Below are 14,545 nucleotides of genomic sequence, written 5' to 3'. Positions count from 1 at the left end.
TCATACGGGAATTGTGCGAGTAACGCGTTAAGGAATACCATGTCAGCCGCTACACATAACGTCAAAAAAGTCGCTGAACACCGTCAGCGCATTCTGTCTTTGCTGTTGAATAACAAAGAGTTGATCGATGGCATTCTTGGCCGTCCCGGCGACGGACAACCGCTCGACAAAAGCGAACGGCTCAACCAGACCGCAGAAATCACCCAGATTGTCGAAGACATGCACGCCGCCGATCTGGCGGACCTGCTGGAAGCGCTGCCGCAGGATGAACGACTGGCGCTGTGGCGGCTGGTGGGCAACACCAAGCGCGGCCAAACGCTGGTGGAAGTGGCCGAACCGGTGTGGGACAGCCTGATCGAAGAAATGAGCGACAAAGACCTGCTCAAGGCGATCAAGACGCTGGACGTCGATGAACAGGCCTATCTGGCGCAGTTCCTGCCGCGTAACCTGATGGGACGGCTGCTGACCTCGCTGGAACCGGATGAACGGGCGCAAGTGCGCGAAATGATGCACTACGGCAAAGAAACCGTCGGCTGGATGATGGACTTCGAGCTGATCACGGTGCGCGCCGACGTCACGCTGGGCGCGGTGCACCGCTTTCTTCGTCTGCGCAAAACCATTCCCGACGCGACCGATAAAATCTTCGTTACCGATCGCAAAAACACCTTGCTGGGTGAGCTGCCGCTGACCGCCGTGCTGCTCAACGATCCGGAAACGCCGGTATCCGAGGTGATGGACAGCGATCCCACCACCTTTCAGCCAGAGGACAAAGCCGAAGCGGCGGCTGGCGCATTTGAACGCTACGACCTGATCAGTGCGCCGGTGATCGACGCCAAAGGCAAGTTGATGGGACGTTTGACCATCGAAGAAATCGTCGACGTGGTCAATGAGGAAAGCGAAAGCAACCTGCGTCGTATGGGCGGCTTGAGTCCGGAAGAAGACGTGTTCGCTCCAGTTGGCAAAGCGGTAAAAACCCGCTGGGCCTGGTTGGCTATCAACCTGTGCACCGCCTTTATCGCCTCGCGCGTCATTGGCCTGTTCGAGCACACCATTTCCCAACTGGTGGCGCTGGCGGCGTTAATGCCGATCGTCGCCGGCATCGGTGGCAACACCGGCAACCAGACCATTACCATGATCGTGCGCGCCCTGGCGCTGCACCAGATTGAAGTCGGCAACATATCGCGACTGATGCTCAGGGAACTGGGCGTGGCGATAATCAACGGCGTGGTGTGGGGCGGCATCATGGGAGTGGTGACCTATCTGCTGTACGGCGACTGGGCGATGGGCGGCGTGATGACGCTGGCGATGATACTTAATCTACTGGTAGCGGCACTGATGGGCGTCGTCATTCCAATGACCATGCTCAAGCTCGGCCGCGATCCGGCAGTCGGCTCCAGCGTGCTGATCACCGCGCTGACCGATACCGGTGGGTTCTTTATCTTTCTTGGCCTTGCCACGCTTTTTCTGCTGTAGGCCAGCGCGGCCGGCGCGTTACTGGTCGCTTGCCGGCTGAGGCTGCCAGCGCTGATGGTGCCAGAGGTGCAGCGTGGCATAAGAACGCCACGGCCGCCAACGCTCGGCGTAGTGTTCCATCTGTCGCGGCGTCATACCGGGGAAACGCTGTTTGATCAGGTAATCGCCAGCCAAAAACACGTCCGGCCATGACCAGGCGCGCATCGCGATGTAATTCGCCGTCCAGCTGCCAATCCCCGGCAGCGCGGTCAACGCCTTGATGCCTGCATCGATATCCAGCACGTTATCCAGCGTCAACCGTTGTTCCACTACCTCCCGGGCAATGGCAATCAACGCCGCGGCGCGTTTGAGCTGTACACCGAGTGGCCGCAGATCCTGCGGTTGCAGTTGCGCTACCTGCTGTGCCGTCGGGAACAGGTGAGTGATGCCGGCGTACGGCTGTTCAAGCGGCGTCCCCCAACGCTCGGCCATTCGCCCGGCAAAGCTGGCAGCCATCTTGACGCTGACCAGTTGGCCCAGCACCGCGCGCGTTGCCTGTTCGAAGCTGTTGACGCACCCGGGCAGCCGCAAACCGGGCGCGTCGGCCGCCAGCTCGCCCAGCGCATCGGCGATCAGGTCAGGTGCGGCATCCAGATCGAACAGCTGACGTACGCGCCGCAGCACCTCGGTGGTGACTCGGCTAAGCGACGGTGCAATCTCCACCCGCACCCGGTTGCGCACCGGCTCCGGCAGTACGCTGACCCAGCCGCGGTATTCCTCCCCCCCCTGCTGCAACGCAATGGAACGGCAATACAGACCGTCCCGCAGGCTTTCCACGCCGATAACCGCACGCGCCTGCAAAAACTCCAGCATACGCGCCCAGTCGTACGGCGGGCGATAGCCCAGGTGAAACACCAGCCCGCTGGCAGCGGCGCGCGACTGTCTTGCGCTGCTTTCGCGCAGGGCCGACGGCACCAGGCGATAACGCTGTTTGAATAGCTCGTTAAAGCGCCGCAGGCTGCCGAAACCGGCGGCGAACGCCACTTCGCTCAGCGGCATACGGGTGTCCGCCAACAGCCGTTTGGCCTGCAACAGCCGATGCGACTGCGCATAATCAATCGGTGACGCACCGAAGCGTTCGGCAAATATCCGCCGCAGATGTCGATCGGAAATGCCCAGCCGCGCCGCCAACGCGTCACAACCGTGTTCGGAAAGATAGCCCTGCTCAATCAGTTGCACCGCCACCTGCGCGTAGCGGTTGCCCAGATCGATTAACGCCAGCCCCGGAGCCAGTTCAGGCCGACACTTCAGACAAGGGCGAAACCCTGCCAGTTCGGCCGCCGCCGCGCTGGGGTAAAAGCTGCAATTTTCAATTTTTGGCGTGCGGGCGCTGCACACCGGGCGGCAATAAATACCGGTTGAGGAAACGCCGACAAAAAATCGGCCGTCGAACTTGCGATCGCGCGCCTGCAGCGCGGCATAGAATGCCTGTTGATTACTCATGATTACGCTCAATGTCGGTTTTTTCATCATTATGCTGCTCGCGCTGCGCCCTGGCGTGCGGAATTCGGACATTAACCTGTGGCAAACAGTTAAGCATGCCAACTGCCACTGCGCTAAATTTTTAGCCGCTTGACGCGCTGCACGTTGCCCAGACGCCCGCTCTCGGGTAAAGTCGCCCCCCTTCATTGGCATGGGGAAAGACAATGTTTATTGGTTTTGATTATGGAACAGCAAACTGTTCCGTGGCGGTCATGGGCGACAATGGCCCTCAGTTGCTGGCGCTGGAAAACAACGAACCGTATCTGCCGTCAATGCTGTGCGCGCCAACGCGCGAAGCGGTCAGCGAGTGTCTGCACCGCCATTGGCAGGTGCCGACCGGCAGCGACGAAAACCAGCAGTTGCTGCGGCGCGCCATCAGCTTTAACCGCGAGGAAGACATTCCGGTGAATGCCGACAGCGTGCTGTTCGGCCTGCAAGCGCTGGCGCATTACGTCGAAGATCCGCAAGAGGTGTACTTCGTTCGCTCGCCAAAATCCTTCCTTGGAGCCAACGGCCTGAAAGCACAGCAGATCGCGCTGTTTGAAGATCTGGTGTGCGCCATGATGTTCCACATCAAGCGCCAGGCCGAAGGAGCGTTGCAGCAGCAGATCGATCAGGCGGTGATTGGCCGCCCGATTAACTTCCAGGGCACCGGCGGCGACGAGGCCAACCATCAGGCACAGGGTATTCTGCAACGCGCCGCCCAGCGCGCCGGCTTTAAAGACATCGAATTCCAGTTCGAGCCGGTAGCCGCCGGGCTGGATTTTGAAGCCACGCTGAGCGAAGAAAAAACCGTTCTGGTGGTGGACATCGGCGGCGGTACCACCGACTGTTCGGTGTTGCTGATGGGGCCGCAATGGCGCGATCGCGCCGACCGCCAGCAAAGCCTGCTGGGTCACAGCGGCTGCCGCGTTGGCGGTAACGATCTGGATATCATGCTGGCGTTCAAACAGTTGATGCCGCTGTTCGGCATGGGCGGCGAAACCGAGAAAGGCATCGCGCTGCCGGCGTTGCCTTACTGGAACGCGGTTGCTACCAACGACGTGCCGGCGCAGAACGATTTTTATGGCAGCGCCAATGCCCGTCTGTTGCGCGATCTGATCCGCGACGCCGCCGAGCCGGAGAAGGTTCAACGCCTGCTGAAGGTCTATCAGCAGCGCCTGAGCTACCGATTGGTGCGGGCGGCAGAAGAAAGCAAAATTGCCCTGTCCGCTCAGGACAGTACCCAGGTGCCGCTGGCATTTGTGCAGCCCGATCTGGCCGAAACCATCGGTCAAGGTCAGTTGGCCGAGGCAATTTCGCAGCCACTGCAACGGATCCAGGAACAGGTGACTGCGGCATTGGCCACCAGCCAAAGCACGCCACAGGTGATTTATCTCACCGGCGGTAGTGCACGTTCGCCGCTGCTGCGCACCGCACTACAGCAACAGTTGCCAGGCATTCCGATCGTCGGCGGTAACGACTTCGGCTCGGTCACCGCCGGACTGGCGCGCTGGGCACAAACGCTGTTTCGCTAGCTCGTCATTCGCTACACTCTACCGGGCGCGGCCACCACGCCGCGCCTTTTCCGAGGAAGCGCCATGTCCATCGACACCCTTGATACCGCGCGCCTGCACCTGCGCGCCTGGCAGGACAGCGATCTGAGCGCCTTCGCCGCGCTTAATGCCGATCCACGCGTCATGCACTATTTCCCCTCGACACTCAGCGCCGCTGCCAGCAACCGTCAGGCGGCCACCCTGCGCCATGTTATGCAACGGGTCGGTTGGGGGTTATGGGCCGTGGAGCTCAAAGCGGTTACGCCGTTTATCGGCGTTGTCGGCCTCAATCCGATAGGCGACGATCTGCCCATCGCACCTGGCGTGGAAATCGGCTGGCGCCTGGCGGCGAATTATTGGCATCAGGGCTATGCCAGCGAAGCTGCCCGTGCCGTGCTGGCCTATGCGTTCCAGCGCTTGTCATTGCCGGAAGTGGTGTCATTTACCGCCGTCATCAACCAGCCCTCACGGCGGCTGATGGCGCGCATCGGCATGCATTACCACGGTGAGCGCTTTGCCCATCCGCGCCTGCCGGCAGGCCACCCGTTACGCGATCATGTGGTGTATCGTCTGACGCGGCAACAATGGCAGGAGCAAACATGCTGATTATCTTTTTCGGCTTGCCGGGCACGCTGGCACGCCCGCCTGACGCCAGGTGATTAATACAGCGTATCGCGCAGCCGCTGCGGCAACTCGGCGTCATACTGCTCGCCGTCAAAACTGCTTTTGCTGATTTCGGCCAGCAGAGTACCCGTACTGGGCAGCGACTGGCGCGGGATCTGCGTCGACGCATCCCACAGGCCGGAACGCAGAATCGCCCGGCCACACTGAAAGAATACCGCCTCCACCGTGATACGCAGTACCGAGCGCGGCAACATGTTGCGATGGGCAAAGCGTTGCAATAGCGTCGGGGCGATCACAATCTCCGCCCGGCCGTTGATACGCAGCGTTTCATTCACCCCGGGAATCAACAGCAGCAGAGCAACGCGATTGTCATGCAGAATATTGCGCATGCTGTCGATGCGGTTGTTGCCGCGTCGGTCAGGCAGCAACAGCGTTTTTTTATCCTCGATATGCAGGAAACCGGCCGGATCGCCACGCGGCGACACATCCATCCCGTCCGGGCCAACGCTCGCCAGCGCGGCAAATGTCGCGGCCTCGATAAAAGGGCGATAAGCCGGGTGAAGGTAACTGACTTCCTTGAACACCGAAGGGGCGGCCGGTTGGCCGTAAATTTGCTCAAGCGTGGCTAAATCATTAACAGTCTCGTTGCACATTGCTGCTCCCTGAATGAATCATCTAGACCCATTCAGGATAGAGCAAAATCCTGCCAAAGGAGAGCACGGCGCGGCTATGCGGCACTGGCCTGCTGCAACCGCTGCATATCCTGCGCGTCGAGTTGCACGCGGGTCGCGCCCACCAGCTCATCAAGCTGTTGCAACGAGGTGGCGCTGACAATCGGAGCAGTAATGCTCGGCCGCGCCATCAGCCAGGCCAGGGCAATCTGCGCCGGCGTACTGCGGTGCTTTTCCGCCGTCTGATCCAGCACGGCAAGAATGCGAAACCCGCGTGGATTCAAGTAACGTGCAGCCACCGTATCGCCACGCTGGCTTTTGCCGACGTCGGCTGTGCTACGGTATTTGCCGCTCAGGAAACCGCTGGCCAGCGAGAAGAAGTTGATCACGCCCAGTTGCCGTTTGACCGCCACGCCCTCAAGCGCCTGTTCATAACCCTGGCGGGCGTAGAGATTATATTCCGGCTGTAGCGTTTCATAGCGCGCCAGTCCGAGCCGTTCACTGACGTTCAGCGCTTCCTCCAGCCGTTCGGCCTGATAATTGGAGGCGCCGATAGCCCGCACCTTACCGGCCTTGATCAGGGCATCAAACGCCGACAGCGTTTCCGCCAGCGGCGTATCGCGATCGTCGTCATGGGACTGATACAGATCGATATACTCGGTTTGCAGGCGGCGCAGCGAATCTTCTACCGCCCGTTGGATATAGCGTGGCGCCAGCCCCTGTCGGCCTTCCCCCATCGGTTTGCCCACTTTGGTGGCGATAATCACCTGGTCGCGTTTGCCGCTTTTCTTCAGCCATTCGCCGATGACGGTTTCCGACTCGCCCCCTTGATTGCCCGGCGCCCAAGAGGAATAAACGTCGGCGGTATCAATAAAATTAAGCTGATGATCCAGTAACGCATCAAGTAGACGAAAGGACATGGCGCGATCCGCCGTCCAGCCAAACACATTGCCGCCAAAGGTCAGCGGTGGAACCTGAATATCGGTGGTTCCCAATTGCCGTTTACGCATTACTAACTCCTCCAGGCAGAACAGATAGGCTCAACCAGCCAGATGCGTCGCACCTGGCACGCGATAAAAGCCGCGCTAACAGACAAGATTAGTCTGGAAAACGATAAATCCCCGAACTCTTCATGGAAAACTGACGATTCCTCCATTTTTCCTTCATTTTTATCAAGTCTCCGGCCGCTAAACTAGTATCCTATAGAAAGACCGCTTTTCGGCAATCAATGCCCGTCAGTACGCCTGCCTTTGGAGAGAATTTTCACCGTCATGAATGCAAACCCCACACGTCGTTCCTGGATACTGCGCCTGCTGGCGCTGATTCTGGTGATTGTTGCTGCCGTTATGCTGTGGCGCCATTTCTCTGCGACGCAGCCCGAAGCGATGCCAAGCGCCCGCCAGGCCGCAGCCGGCAAGGATGCTCGCGCAACGCCTGCCGCCGGTAGGCGCGGTATGCCGATGTCGCCGGTGCAGGCAGCCACCGCCAGCCAACAGACGGTGCCGCGCTATCTGTCCGGGTTGGGCACCGCTACCGCCGCCAATACCGTTACCGTCACCAGCCGCGTCGACGGTCAACTGATGGCGCTGCATTTTACCGAGGGACAACAGGTCAAAGCCGGGGATCTGCTGGCGGAAATCGATCCGCGGCCGTTCAACGTCCAGCTCACCCAGGCGCAGGGACAATTGGCGAAGGATCAGGCAACGCTGGCTAATGCCCGGCAGGATTTGGCACGTTATCAGCAACTGGTGAAAACCAACCTGATTTCGCGTCAGGAACTCGACGCGCAGCAAGCGCTGGTGCGCCAGACCGAAGGGGCCATCAAGGCCGATCAGGGCGCGGTCGATAGCGCCAAACTGCAAATCACCTACAGCCGCATCACCGCGCCGATTGACGGGCGCGTCGGTCTGAAGCTGGTGGACGTCGGCAACTATATCAGCAGCGGCAGCACCACCGGGCTGGTGGTGATCACCCAAACGCAGCCGATCGACGTGGTATTTACCCTGCCGGAGGGCAATATCGCCGATCTGGTCAAGGCGCAAAAAGCCGGCCCGGTCGCGGTTGAAGCCTGGGATCGCACCAATCAGCAACGGCTCGCCACCGGCGCACTGCTGAGTCTGGATAACCAGATTGATACCGCCACCGGCACCATCAAACTCAAAGCGCGTTTTGACAATCAGGATGACGCGCTGTTTCCCAATCAGTTCGTCAACGCACGGCTGAAGGTCGACACCCTGCACAACGCGGTAGTGATCCCGACCGCCGCATTGCAAATGGGCAACGAAGGCAACTTTGTCTGGACGCTGAGCGACGATAGCCGCGTCAGCAAGCACCTGGTGACCGCCGGGGTGCAGGACAGCCAGCAGGTGGTGATCAGCGCCGGGCTGAGCGCCGGCGACCGGGTGGTAACCGACGGTATCGATCGCCTGACCGAAGGCGCACAGGTTGAAGTGCTGACGCCGCAGGAAACCCCGGCGGCCACCAAACCGCGCCAGCAACCGCACGTTCAAGGGAAATCCTGATGCACGCCACACCGCCGAACGCCGGTGGCGGACCATCCCGCCTGTTTATTCTGCGCCCGGTAGCCACCACGCTGCTGATGCTGGCCATTCTGCTGGCCGGTATTATCGGCTATCGCGCATTGCCGGTTTCCGCGCTGCCGGAAGTGGACTACCCAACCATTCAGGTGGTTACGCTGTACCCCGGCGCCAGCCCGGACGTGGTGACCTCGGCCATCACCGCTCCGCTGGAACGCCAGTTCGGCCAGATGTCCGGCCTGAAGCAAATGTCATCGCAAAGCTCCGGCGGCGCGTCGGTGGTTACGCTGCAGTTTCAACTGGAACTGCCGCTCGACGTTGCCGAGCAGGAAGTGCAGGCGGCGATAAACTCCGCCACCAATCTGCTGCCGAGCGACCTGCCCTACCCGCCGATCTACAGTAAGGTCAACCCTGCCGATCCGCCGATCATGACGCTGGCGGTCACCTCCAGCGCCATGCCAATGACCCAGGTGGAAGACATGGTGGAAACCCGCGTCGCGCAGAAAATCTCACAGGTGAACGGCGTCGGTCTGGTCACGCTGTCCGGTGGCCAACGTCCGGCGGTACGGGTCAAGCTGAACGCCGCGGCGGTTGCCGCCTACGGCCTGGACAGCGAAACGGTGCGCAGCGCCATCAGCAACGCCAACGTCAATTCCGCCAAAGGCAGCCTCGATGGCCCTACCCGTTCGGTCACGCTGTCCGCCAACGATCAGATGAAGTCGGCCGAAGACTATCGTCAGCTGATCATCGCCTATCAGAACGGCGCGGCAATCCGCCTGCAGGACATCGCTACCATTGAGCAGGGTGCGGAAAACACCCGTCTGGCGGCCTGGGCCAACAAACAACAGGCGATCGTGCTCAATATTCAGCGCCAGCCGGGGGTGAACGTGATCGCCACCGCCGACGGCATTCGCGACATGCTGCCGGTGCTGGTCAAGAGTCTGCCGAAGTCGGTTGACGTCAAGGTGCTGACCGACCGCACCACCACCATTCGCGCCTCGGTCAACGACGTGCAGTTTGAACTGCTGCTGGCGATTGCGCTGGTGGTGATGGTGATTTACGTCTTTCTGCGCAACGTACCCGCGACCATTATTCCAAGCGTAGCGGTACCGCTGTCACTGGTCGGCACCTTTGCCGCCATGTATTTCCTCGATTTTTCGATCAACAACCTGACGCTGATGGCGCTGACCATCGCCACCGGCTTCGTGGTCGACGACGCCATCGTGGTGATCGAAAACATCTCGCGCTACATCGAAAAGGGCGAAAAGCCGCTGGATGCGGCGCTGAAAGGCGCTGGCGAAATCGGCTTTACCATTATCTCGCTGACCTTCTCGCTGGTGGCGGTGCTGATCCCGTTACTGTTTATGGGCGATATCGTCGGCCGGCTGTTCCGCGAGTTCGCCGTGACGCTGGCGGTGGCGATCCTGATTTCCGCCGTGGTGTCGCTGACGCTGACGCCAATGATGTGCGCGCGCATGCTCAGCCATGAATCGCTGCGCCGGCAAAACCGTTTTTCGCGTGCGTCCGAGCGCTTCTTCGACCGGGTGATCGCCCGCTACGCGGTCTGGCTGAAGGTGGTGCTCAATCACCCGTGGCTGACGCTCGGCGTGGCGCTGGGCACGCTGGCGCTGACGGTGCTGCTGTATCTGCTGATCCCCAAGGGTTTCTTCCCGGTACAGGACAACGGCATCATTCAGGGCACGCTGGAAGCGCCACAAAGCGTGTCGTTCAGCAATATGGCCGAACGTCAACAGCAGGTGGCCGCGGAAATCCTGCGCGATCCGGCGGTGGCTAGCCTGACCTCATTCGTCGGTGTCGACGGCAGCAACGCCACCCTCAACAGCGGCCGGCTGCAGATCAACCTGAAGCCGCTCGATGAACGCAGCGATCGCATTCCGGCGGTGATCGCCCGCTTGCAACGGCAAACCGCGCATTTCCCCGGTATGAAACTGTATTTGCAGCCGGTGCAGGATTTGACCATTGATACCCAGGTCAGCCGCACCCAGTATCAATTTACCTTACAGGCGATGTCGCTGGATGAGCTGAGTCTGTGGGTGCCGAAACTGCTGACGGTGCTGAAACAGACGCCACAGTTGGCCGAGGTGACCAGCAACTGGCTCGATCAGGGGCTGGTGGCCTACGTCAATGTCGATCGCGACTCAGCCTCGCGCCTCGGCATCAGCATGAACGACATCGACAACGCGCTGTATAACGCCTTTGGTCAACGGCTGATATCCACCATTTATACCCAGGCCAACCAGTACCGCGTGGTGCTGGAGCACGACGTCAGCCAGACACCTGGGCTGACGGCTCTCAACGATATCCGCCTGACCAGCAGCAACGGCACCATTGTGCCGCTCAGCGCCATGGCCAAAATAGAACAGCGCTTTGGTCCACTGTCGGTCAACCACCTTGACCAGTTCCCGTCGGCAACGGTGTCGTTCAATGTGACGGACGGCTATTCGCTGGGCGAAGCGGTGGACGCCATCACCCAGGCGGAACAGCAACTCAATCTGCCCACTGACATCACCACCCAGTTCCAGGGGGCCACGCTGGCATTCCAGGCGGCGCTTGGCAGCACCCTGTGGCTGATCCTGGCGGCAATTGTCGCGATGTATATCGTGCTCGGCGTGTTGTACGAAAGCTTTATCCACCCGGTGACCATTCTGTCCACCTTGCCGACCGCCGGCGTCGGCGCGCTGTTGGCATTGATGGCGGCGGGCAGCGAGCTGGATGTGATTGCCATTATCGGCATCATTTTGCTGATTGGCATCGTCAAGAAAAACGCCATCATGATGATCGACTTTGCGCTGGCCGCCGAACGTGAACAGGGCATGACGCCATACGACGCGATTTATCAGGCCTGTCTGCTGCGTTTCAGGCCCATATTGATGACCACGCTGGCGGCGCTGCTTGGCGCACTGCCGCTGATGCTCAGCACCGGCGTCGGCGCCGAACTACGCCATCCGCTGGGGGTGTGCATGGTGGGCGGTCTGGTGATGAGCCAGATCCTGACGCTGTTCACCACGCCGGTAATTTACCTGCTGTTTGACAAACTGGCGCGTAATACTCGCCGTCAGCCGGATCCGCAGGAGCTGCCGTGAAATTCTTCGCCCTGTTCATCTATCGGCCAGTGGCCACCACCCTGCTGACCCTGGCGATTGCCATCGCCGGGGTGATGGGGTTCCGGCTATTGCCGGTCTCGCCGCTGCCGCAGGTGGATTTCCCGGTGATCGTCATCAGCGCCTCGCTGCCCGGCGCGTCGCCGGAAACCATGGCGTCATCGGTGGCGACGCCGCTGGAGCGCGCGCTAGGCCGCATTGCCGGCGTCAACGAAATGACCTCAATGAGTTCGCTGGGCAGCACGCGGGTCATTTTGCAGTTCGATCTGGATCGCGATATCAACGGCGCGGCACGCGACGTGCAGGCGGCCATCAACGCCGCGCAAAGCCTGCTGCCAACCGGTATGCCCAATCGTCCCAGCTACCGAAAGGTGAACCCGTCAGACGCACCGATCATGATCCTGACGCTGACCTCGGATACCTATAACCAGGGGCAGCTGTATGATTTCGCCTCGACCCAGCTGGCACAAAAAATCGCCCAGACCGAAGGCGTCGGCGACGTGTCGGTGGGCGGCAGTTCGCTGCCGGCAGTCCGGGTAGAACTCAACCCGGGTGCGTTGTTCAATCAGGGGATCTCACTCGACGGCGTACGGCAGGCCATCAGCAACGCCAACGTTCGCCGGCCGCAGGGGGCGGTGGAAAACCAGCAGCAGCGCTGGCAGTTACAGACCAACGACGAGTTGAAAACCGCCGCCGACTACCAGCCGCTGATCGTGCATTACAACAATGGTTCGGCGGTGCGGCTCGTCGACGTTGCCGAGGTCAAGGACGCGGTGCAGGACGTGCGCAACGCCGGGATGACCAACGCCGAACCGGCGATCATTCTGACCGTCAGCCGCGCGCCGGATGCCAACATCATTGAAACCGTCGATCGCATCCGCGCCGAACTGCCGACCTTGCAGGAAACCATCCCCGCCTCGATCCATCTGAACATCGCACAGGATCGCTCCCCCACCATCCGCGCCTCGCTGGCAGAAGTCGAACAGTCGTTGGCAATCGCCATTGGGTTGGTGATTCTGGTGGTGTTCATCTTTCTGCGTTCCGGTCGTGCCACGCTGATCCCGGCGGTGGCGGTACCGGTTTCACTGATCGGTTCGTTCGCCGCCATGTATCTGTGCGGGTTCAGTCTGAACAATCTGTCGCTGATGGCGCTCACCGTTGCCACCGGCTTTGTGGTGGATGACGCCATCGTGGTGCTGGAAAATATTTCACGCCACGTCGAAGCCGGCATCAAACCGTTGAACGCCGCGCTGCGAGGGGTGCGCGAAGTCGGTTTTACCGTGCTCTCGATGAGCGTGTCGCTGGTGGCGGTATTTATCCCGCTCTTGTTGATGAGCGGATTGCCCGGCCGCCTGTTCCGCGAATTTGCCGTCACGCTGTCGGTTTCCATCGGCCTGTCGCTGATCGTTTCGCTGACGCTGACGCCGATGATGTGCGCCTATCTGCTGCGCCACCAGCCGGCACGCGCCCAGCGCCGCAGCCGTGGATTCGGCCGATTGCTGGTGGGATTGCAGCAGGGCTATGGGCGTTCTCTCAACTGGGTGCTGGGTCATTCACGCTGGGTTTTGGCGGTGTTCCTCGCCACCATCGCCCTTAATGTATGGCTGTATGTCAGCATTCCGAAAACCTTCTTCCCCGAGCAGGACACCGGCCGCCTGATGGGGTTTATTCAGGCGGATCAGAGCATTTCGTTCCAGGCGATGCGCGGCAAACTGGAAGACTTTATGAAAATCGTGCGTGAAGATCCTGACGTCGACAACGTGACCGGTTTCACCGGCGGTTCACGCACCAATGCCGGTTCGATGTTCATTTCGCTCAAGCCGTTATCCGAACGCCGCGCAAACGCGCAGCAGGTCATCGCCCGACTGCGTGCCAAGCTGGCGCAAGAGCCGGGAGCCAGCCTGTTCCTGATGGCGGTGCAGGATATTCGCGTCGGTGGGCGGCAGTCGAACGCCAGCTATCAATACACTCTGCTGGCCGACGACCTGGGTGCGCTGCGCGAATGGGAGCCGAAGATCCGCACCGCGCTGGCTGCCTTGCCGCAACTGGCGGACGTCAACTCCGATCAGCAGGACAAGGGGTCGGAAATGGATCTGGTGTATGACCGCGAAACCATGGCGCGGCTGGGCATTTCCGTGTCCGATGCCAATAACCTGCTGAACAATGCCTTTGGTCAACGCCAGGTTTCGACCATCTATCAGCCGCTCAATCAGTACAAGGTGGTGATGGAAGTGGCGCCGCCCTACACCCAGGACGTCAGTGCGCTGGAAAAAATGTTCGTGATCAATAACGACGGCAAGGCGATCCCGCTGTCGTATTTCGCTCACTGGCAACCGGCCAACGCGCCGTTGTCGGTCAACCATCAGGGCCTGTCGGCGGCTTCGACCATTTCGTTTAACCTGCCGGACGGCGGCAGCCTGTCGGACGCCACCGCGGCCATCGAACGCACCATGACTGCGCTCGGCGTGCCGAGTACGGTACGTGGCGCATTTGCCGGCACCGCGCAGGTATTCCAGGAAACGCTGCAATCCCAACTGTTGCTGATCATCGCCGCCATCGCCACGGTGTATATCGTGCTTGGCATACTGTACGAGAGCTATATCCACCCGCTGACCATTCTGTCCACCCTGCCCTCCGCCGGGGTCGGTGCCCTGTTGGCGCTGGAATTGTTCGATGCCTCGTTTAGCCTGATTGCGTTGATCGGTATTATGCTGTTAATAGGCATCGTGAAGAAAAACGCCATCATGATGGTCGACTTCGCGCTGGATGCGCAGCGCAACGGCGGCATCAACGCACGCGAGGCGATTTTCCAGGCCAGCCTGCTGCGCTTTCGGCCGATCATGATGACCACGCTGGCCGCGCTGTTTGGCGCGCTGCCGCTGGTGCTGACCAGCGGCGACGGCGCCGAGCTGCGTCAGCCGCTGGGGATTACCATTGCCGGCGGGCTGTTGATGAGCCAGTTGCTGACGCTATACACCACGCCGGTGATTTACCTGTATTTCGACCGGCTGCAAATGCGTTTTCGCCGCGGAAAAAAATTGCAACCATTGCCTGAATAACCG

General features: G+C 60.5%; 9 protein-coding genes. 6 read left to right on the top strand and 3 right to left on the bottom strand.

The annotated features are described in order from the left end of the window. Positions 1-39 precede the first annotated feature (39 nt). A complete protein-coding gene (gene mgtE / locus AC2AXP_RS17825; protein ID WP_004959910.1) occupies positions 40-1,473 on the top strand; it encodes a magnesium transporter in 1,434 nt (477 codons plus the stop codon). A gap of 18 nt (positions 1,474-1,491) precedes the next feature. Here the strand turns inward: mgtE and alkA are convergent, their stop codons facing one another. Continuing rightward, complete coding sequence (gene alkA, locus AC2AXP_RS17820; RefSeq protein WP_198773633.1) at positions 1,492-2,985, bottom strand: DNA-3-methyladenine glycosylase 2; 1,494 nt, start codon at positions 2,983-2,985, stop codon at positions 1,492-1,494. A gap of 173 nt (positions 2,986-3,158) precedes the next feature. Here alkA and yegD point away from each other — a divergent pair, with 173 nt between their 5' ends. Next, positions 3,159-4,511, top strand: coding sequence for a molecular chaperone (yegD, locus tag AC2AXP_RS17815; protein WP_004959904.1), 1,353 nt, complete (start codon positions 3,159-3,161; stop codon positions 4,509-4,511). A 63-nt stretch (positions 4,512-4,574) separates the two neighbouring features. After that, positions 4,575-5,135 carry a GNAT family N-acetyltransferase gene (locus AC2AXP_RS17810; RefSeq protein WP_484381846.1) on the top strand — a complete coding sequence of 187 codons (561 nt, stop codon included), beginning with the start codon at positions 4,575-4,577 and terminating at the stop codon, positions 5,133-5,135. Positions 5,136-5,188: 53 nt separating this feature from the next. Here AC2AXP_RS17810 and AC2AXP_RS17805 read toward each other — a convergent pair whose 3' ends face one another. Together AC2AXP_RS17805 and AC2AXP_RS17800 are read right to left on the bottom strand one after the other, a co-directional pair. Beyond that, positions 5,189-5,806, bottom strand: coding sequence for a pyridoxamine 5'-phosphate oxidase family protein (locus AC2AXP_RS17805; RefSeq protein WP_004959897.1), 618 nt, complete (start codon positions 5,804-5,806; stop codon positions 5,189-5,191). A 74-nt stretch (positions 5,807-5,880) separates the two neighbouring features. Then, positions 5,881-6,834: an aldo/keto reductase gene (locus tag AC2AXP_RS17800; RefSeq protein WP_004959894.1), complete on the bottom strand. Its 954-nt coding sequence runs from the start codon at positions 6,832-6,834 to the stop codon at positions 5,881-5,883. A 261-nt stretch (positions 6,835-7,095) separates the two neighbouring features. On the opposite strand from AC2AXP_RS17800, the gene AC2AXP_RS17795 reads away from it, so the two are divergent. The 3 genes from AC2AXP_RS17795 to mdtC are packed head-to-tail and all read left to right on the top strand — an operon-like array spanning position 7,096 to position 14,542. Continuing rightward, positions 7,096-8,346 (top strand): MdtA/MuxA family multidrug efflux RND transporter periplasmic adaptor subunit, encoded by a 1,251-nt coding sequence (locus AC2AXP_RS17795; protein WP_484381845.1) that lies wholly within the window; start codon positions 7,096-7,098, stop codon positions 8,344-8,346. Next, positions 8,346-11,465: an MdtB/MuxB family multidrug efflux RND transporter permease subunit gene (locus AC2AXP_RS17790; RefSeq protein ID WP_198773632.1), complete on the top strand. Its 3,120-nt coding sequence runs from the start codon at positions 8,346-8,348 to the stop codon at positions 11,463-11,465. The genes AC2AXP_RS17795 and AC2AXP_RS17790 overlap by 1 nt, the downstream gene beginning before the upstream one ends. Beyond that, positions 11,462-14,542, top strand: coding sequence for a multidrug efflux RND transporter permease subunit MdtC (gene mdtC / locus AC2AXP_RS17785; protein WP_484381844.1), 3,081 nt, complete (start codon positions 11,462-11,464; stop codon positions 14,540-14,542). The genes AC2AXP_RS17790 and mdtC overlap by 4 nt, the downstream gene beginning before the upstream one ends. Positions 14,543-14,545 lie beyond the last annotated feature (3 nt).

The sequence above is a fragment of the Serratia sp. Sp408 genome, assembly GCF_057180665.1.
Note: the sequence above shows the minus strand (reverse complement) of the source record. Positions and strands in the feature narration are given on the sequence as shown.

Bases quoted from the DNA above. Each gene is read 5' to 3' on its own strand.
- mgtE (WP_004959910.1), top strand. From the start codon at position 40: ATGTCAGCCGCTACACATAACGTCAAAAAAGTCGCTGAACACCGTCAG.
- alkA (WP_198773633.1), bottom strand. From the start codon at position 2,985: ATGATGAAAAAACCGACATTGAGCGTAATCATGAGTAATCAACAGGCA.
- yegD (WP_004959904.1), top strand. From the start codon at position 3,159: ATGTTTATTGGTTTTGATTATGGAACAGCAAACTGTTCCGTGGCGGTC.
- AC2AXP_RS17810 (WP_484381846.1), top strand. From the start codon at position 4,575: ATGTCCATCGACACCCTTGATACCGCGCGCCTGCACCTGCGCGCCTGG.
- AC2AXP_RS17805 (WP_004959897.1), bottom strand. From the start codon at position 5,806: ATGTGCAACGAGACTGTTAATGATTTAGCCACGCTTGAGCAAATTTAC.
- AC2AXP_RS17800 (WP_004959894.1), bottom strand. From the start codon at position 6,834: ATGCGTAAACGGCAATTGGGAACCACCGATATTCAGGTTCCACCGCTG.
- AC2AXP_RS17795 (WP_484381845.1), top strand. From the start codon at position 7,096: ATGAATGCAAACCCCACACGTCGTTCCTGGATACTGCGCCTGCTGGCG.
- AC2AXP_RS17790 (WP_198773632.1), top strand. From the start codon at position 8,346: ATGCACGCCACACCGCCGAACGCCGGTGGCGGACCATCCCGCCTGTTT.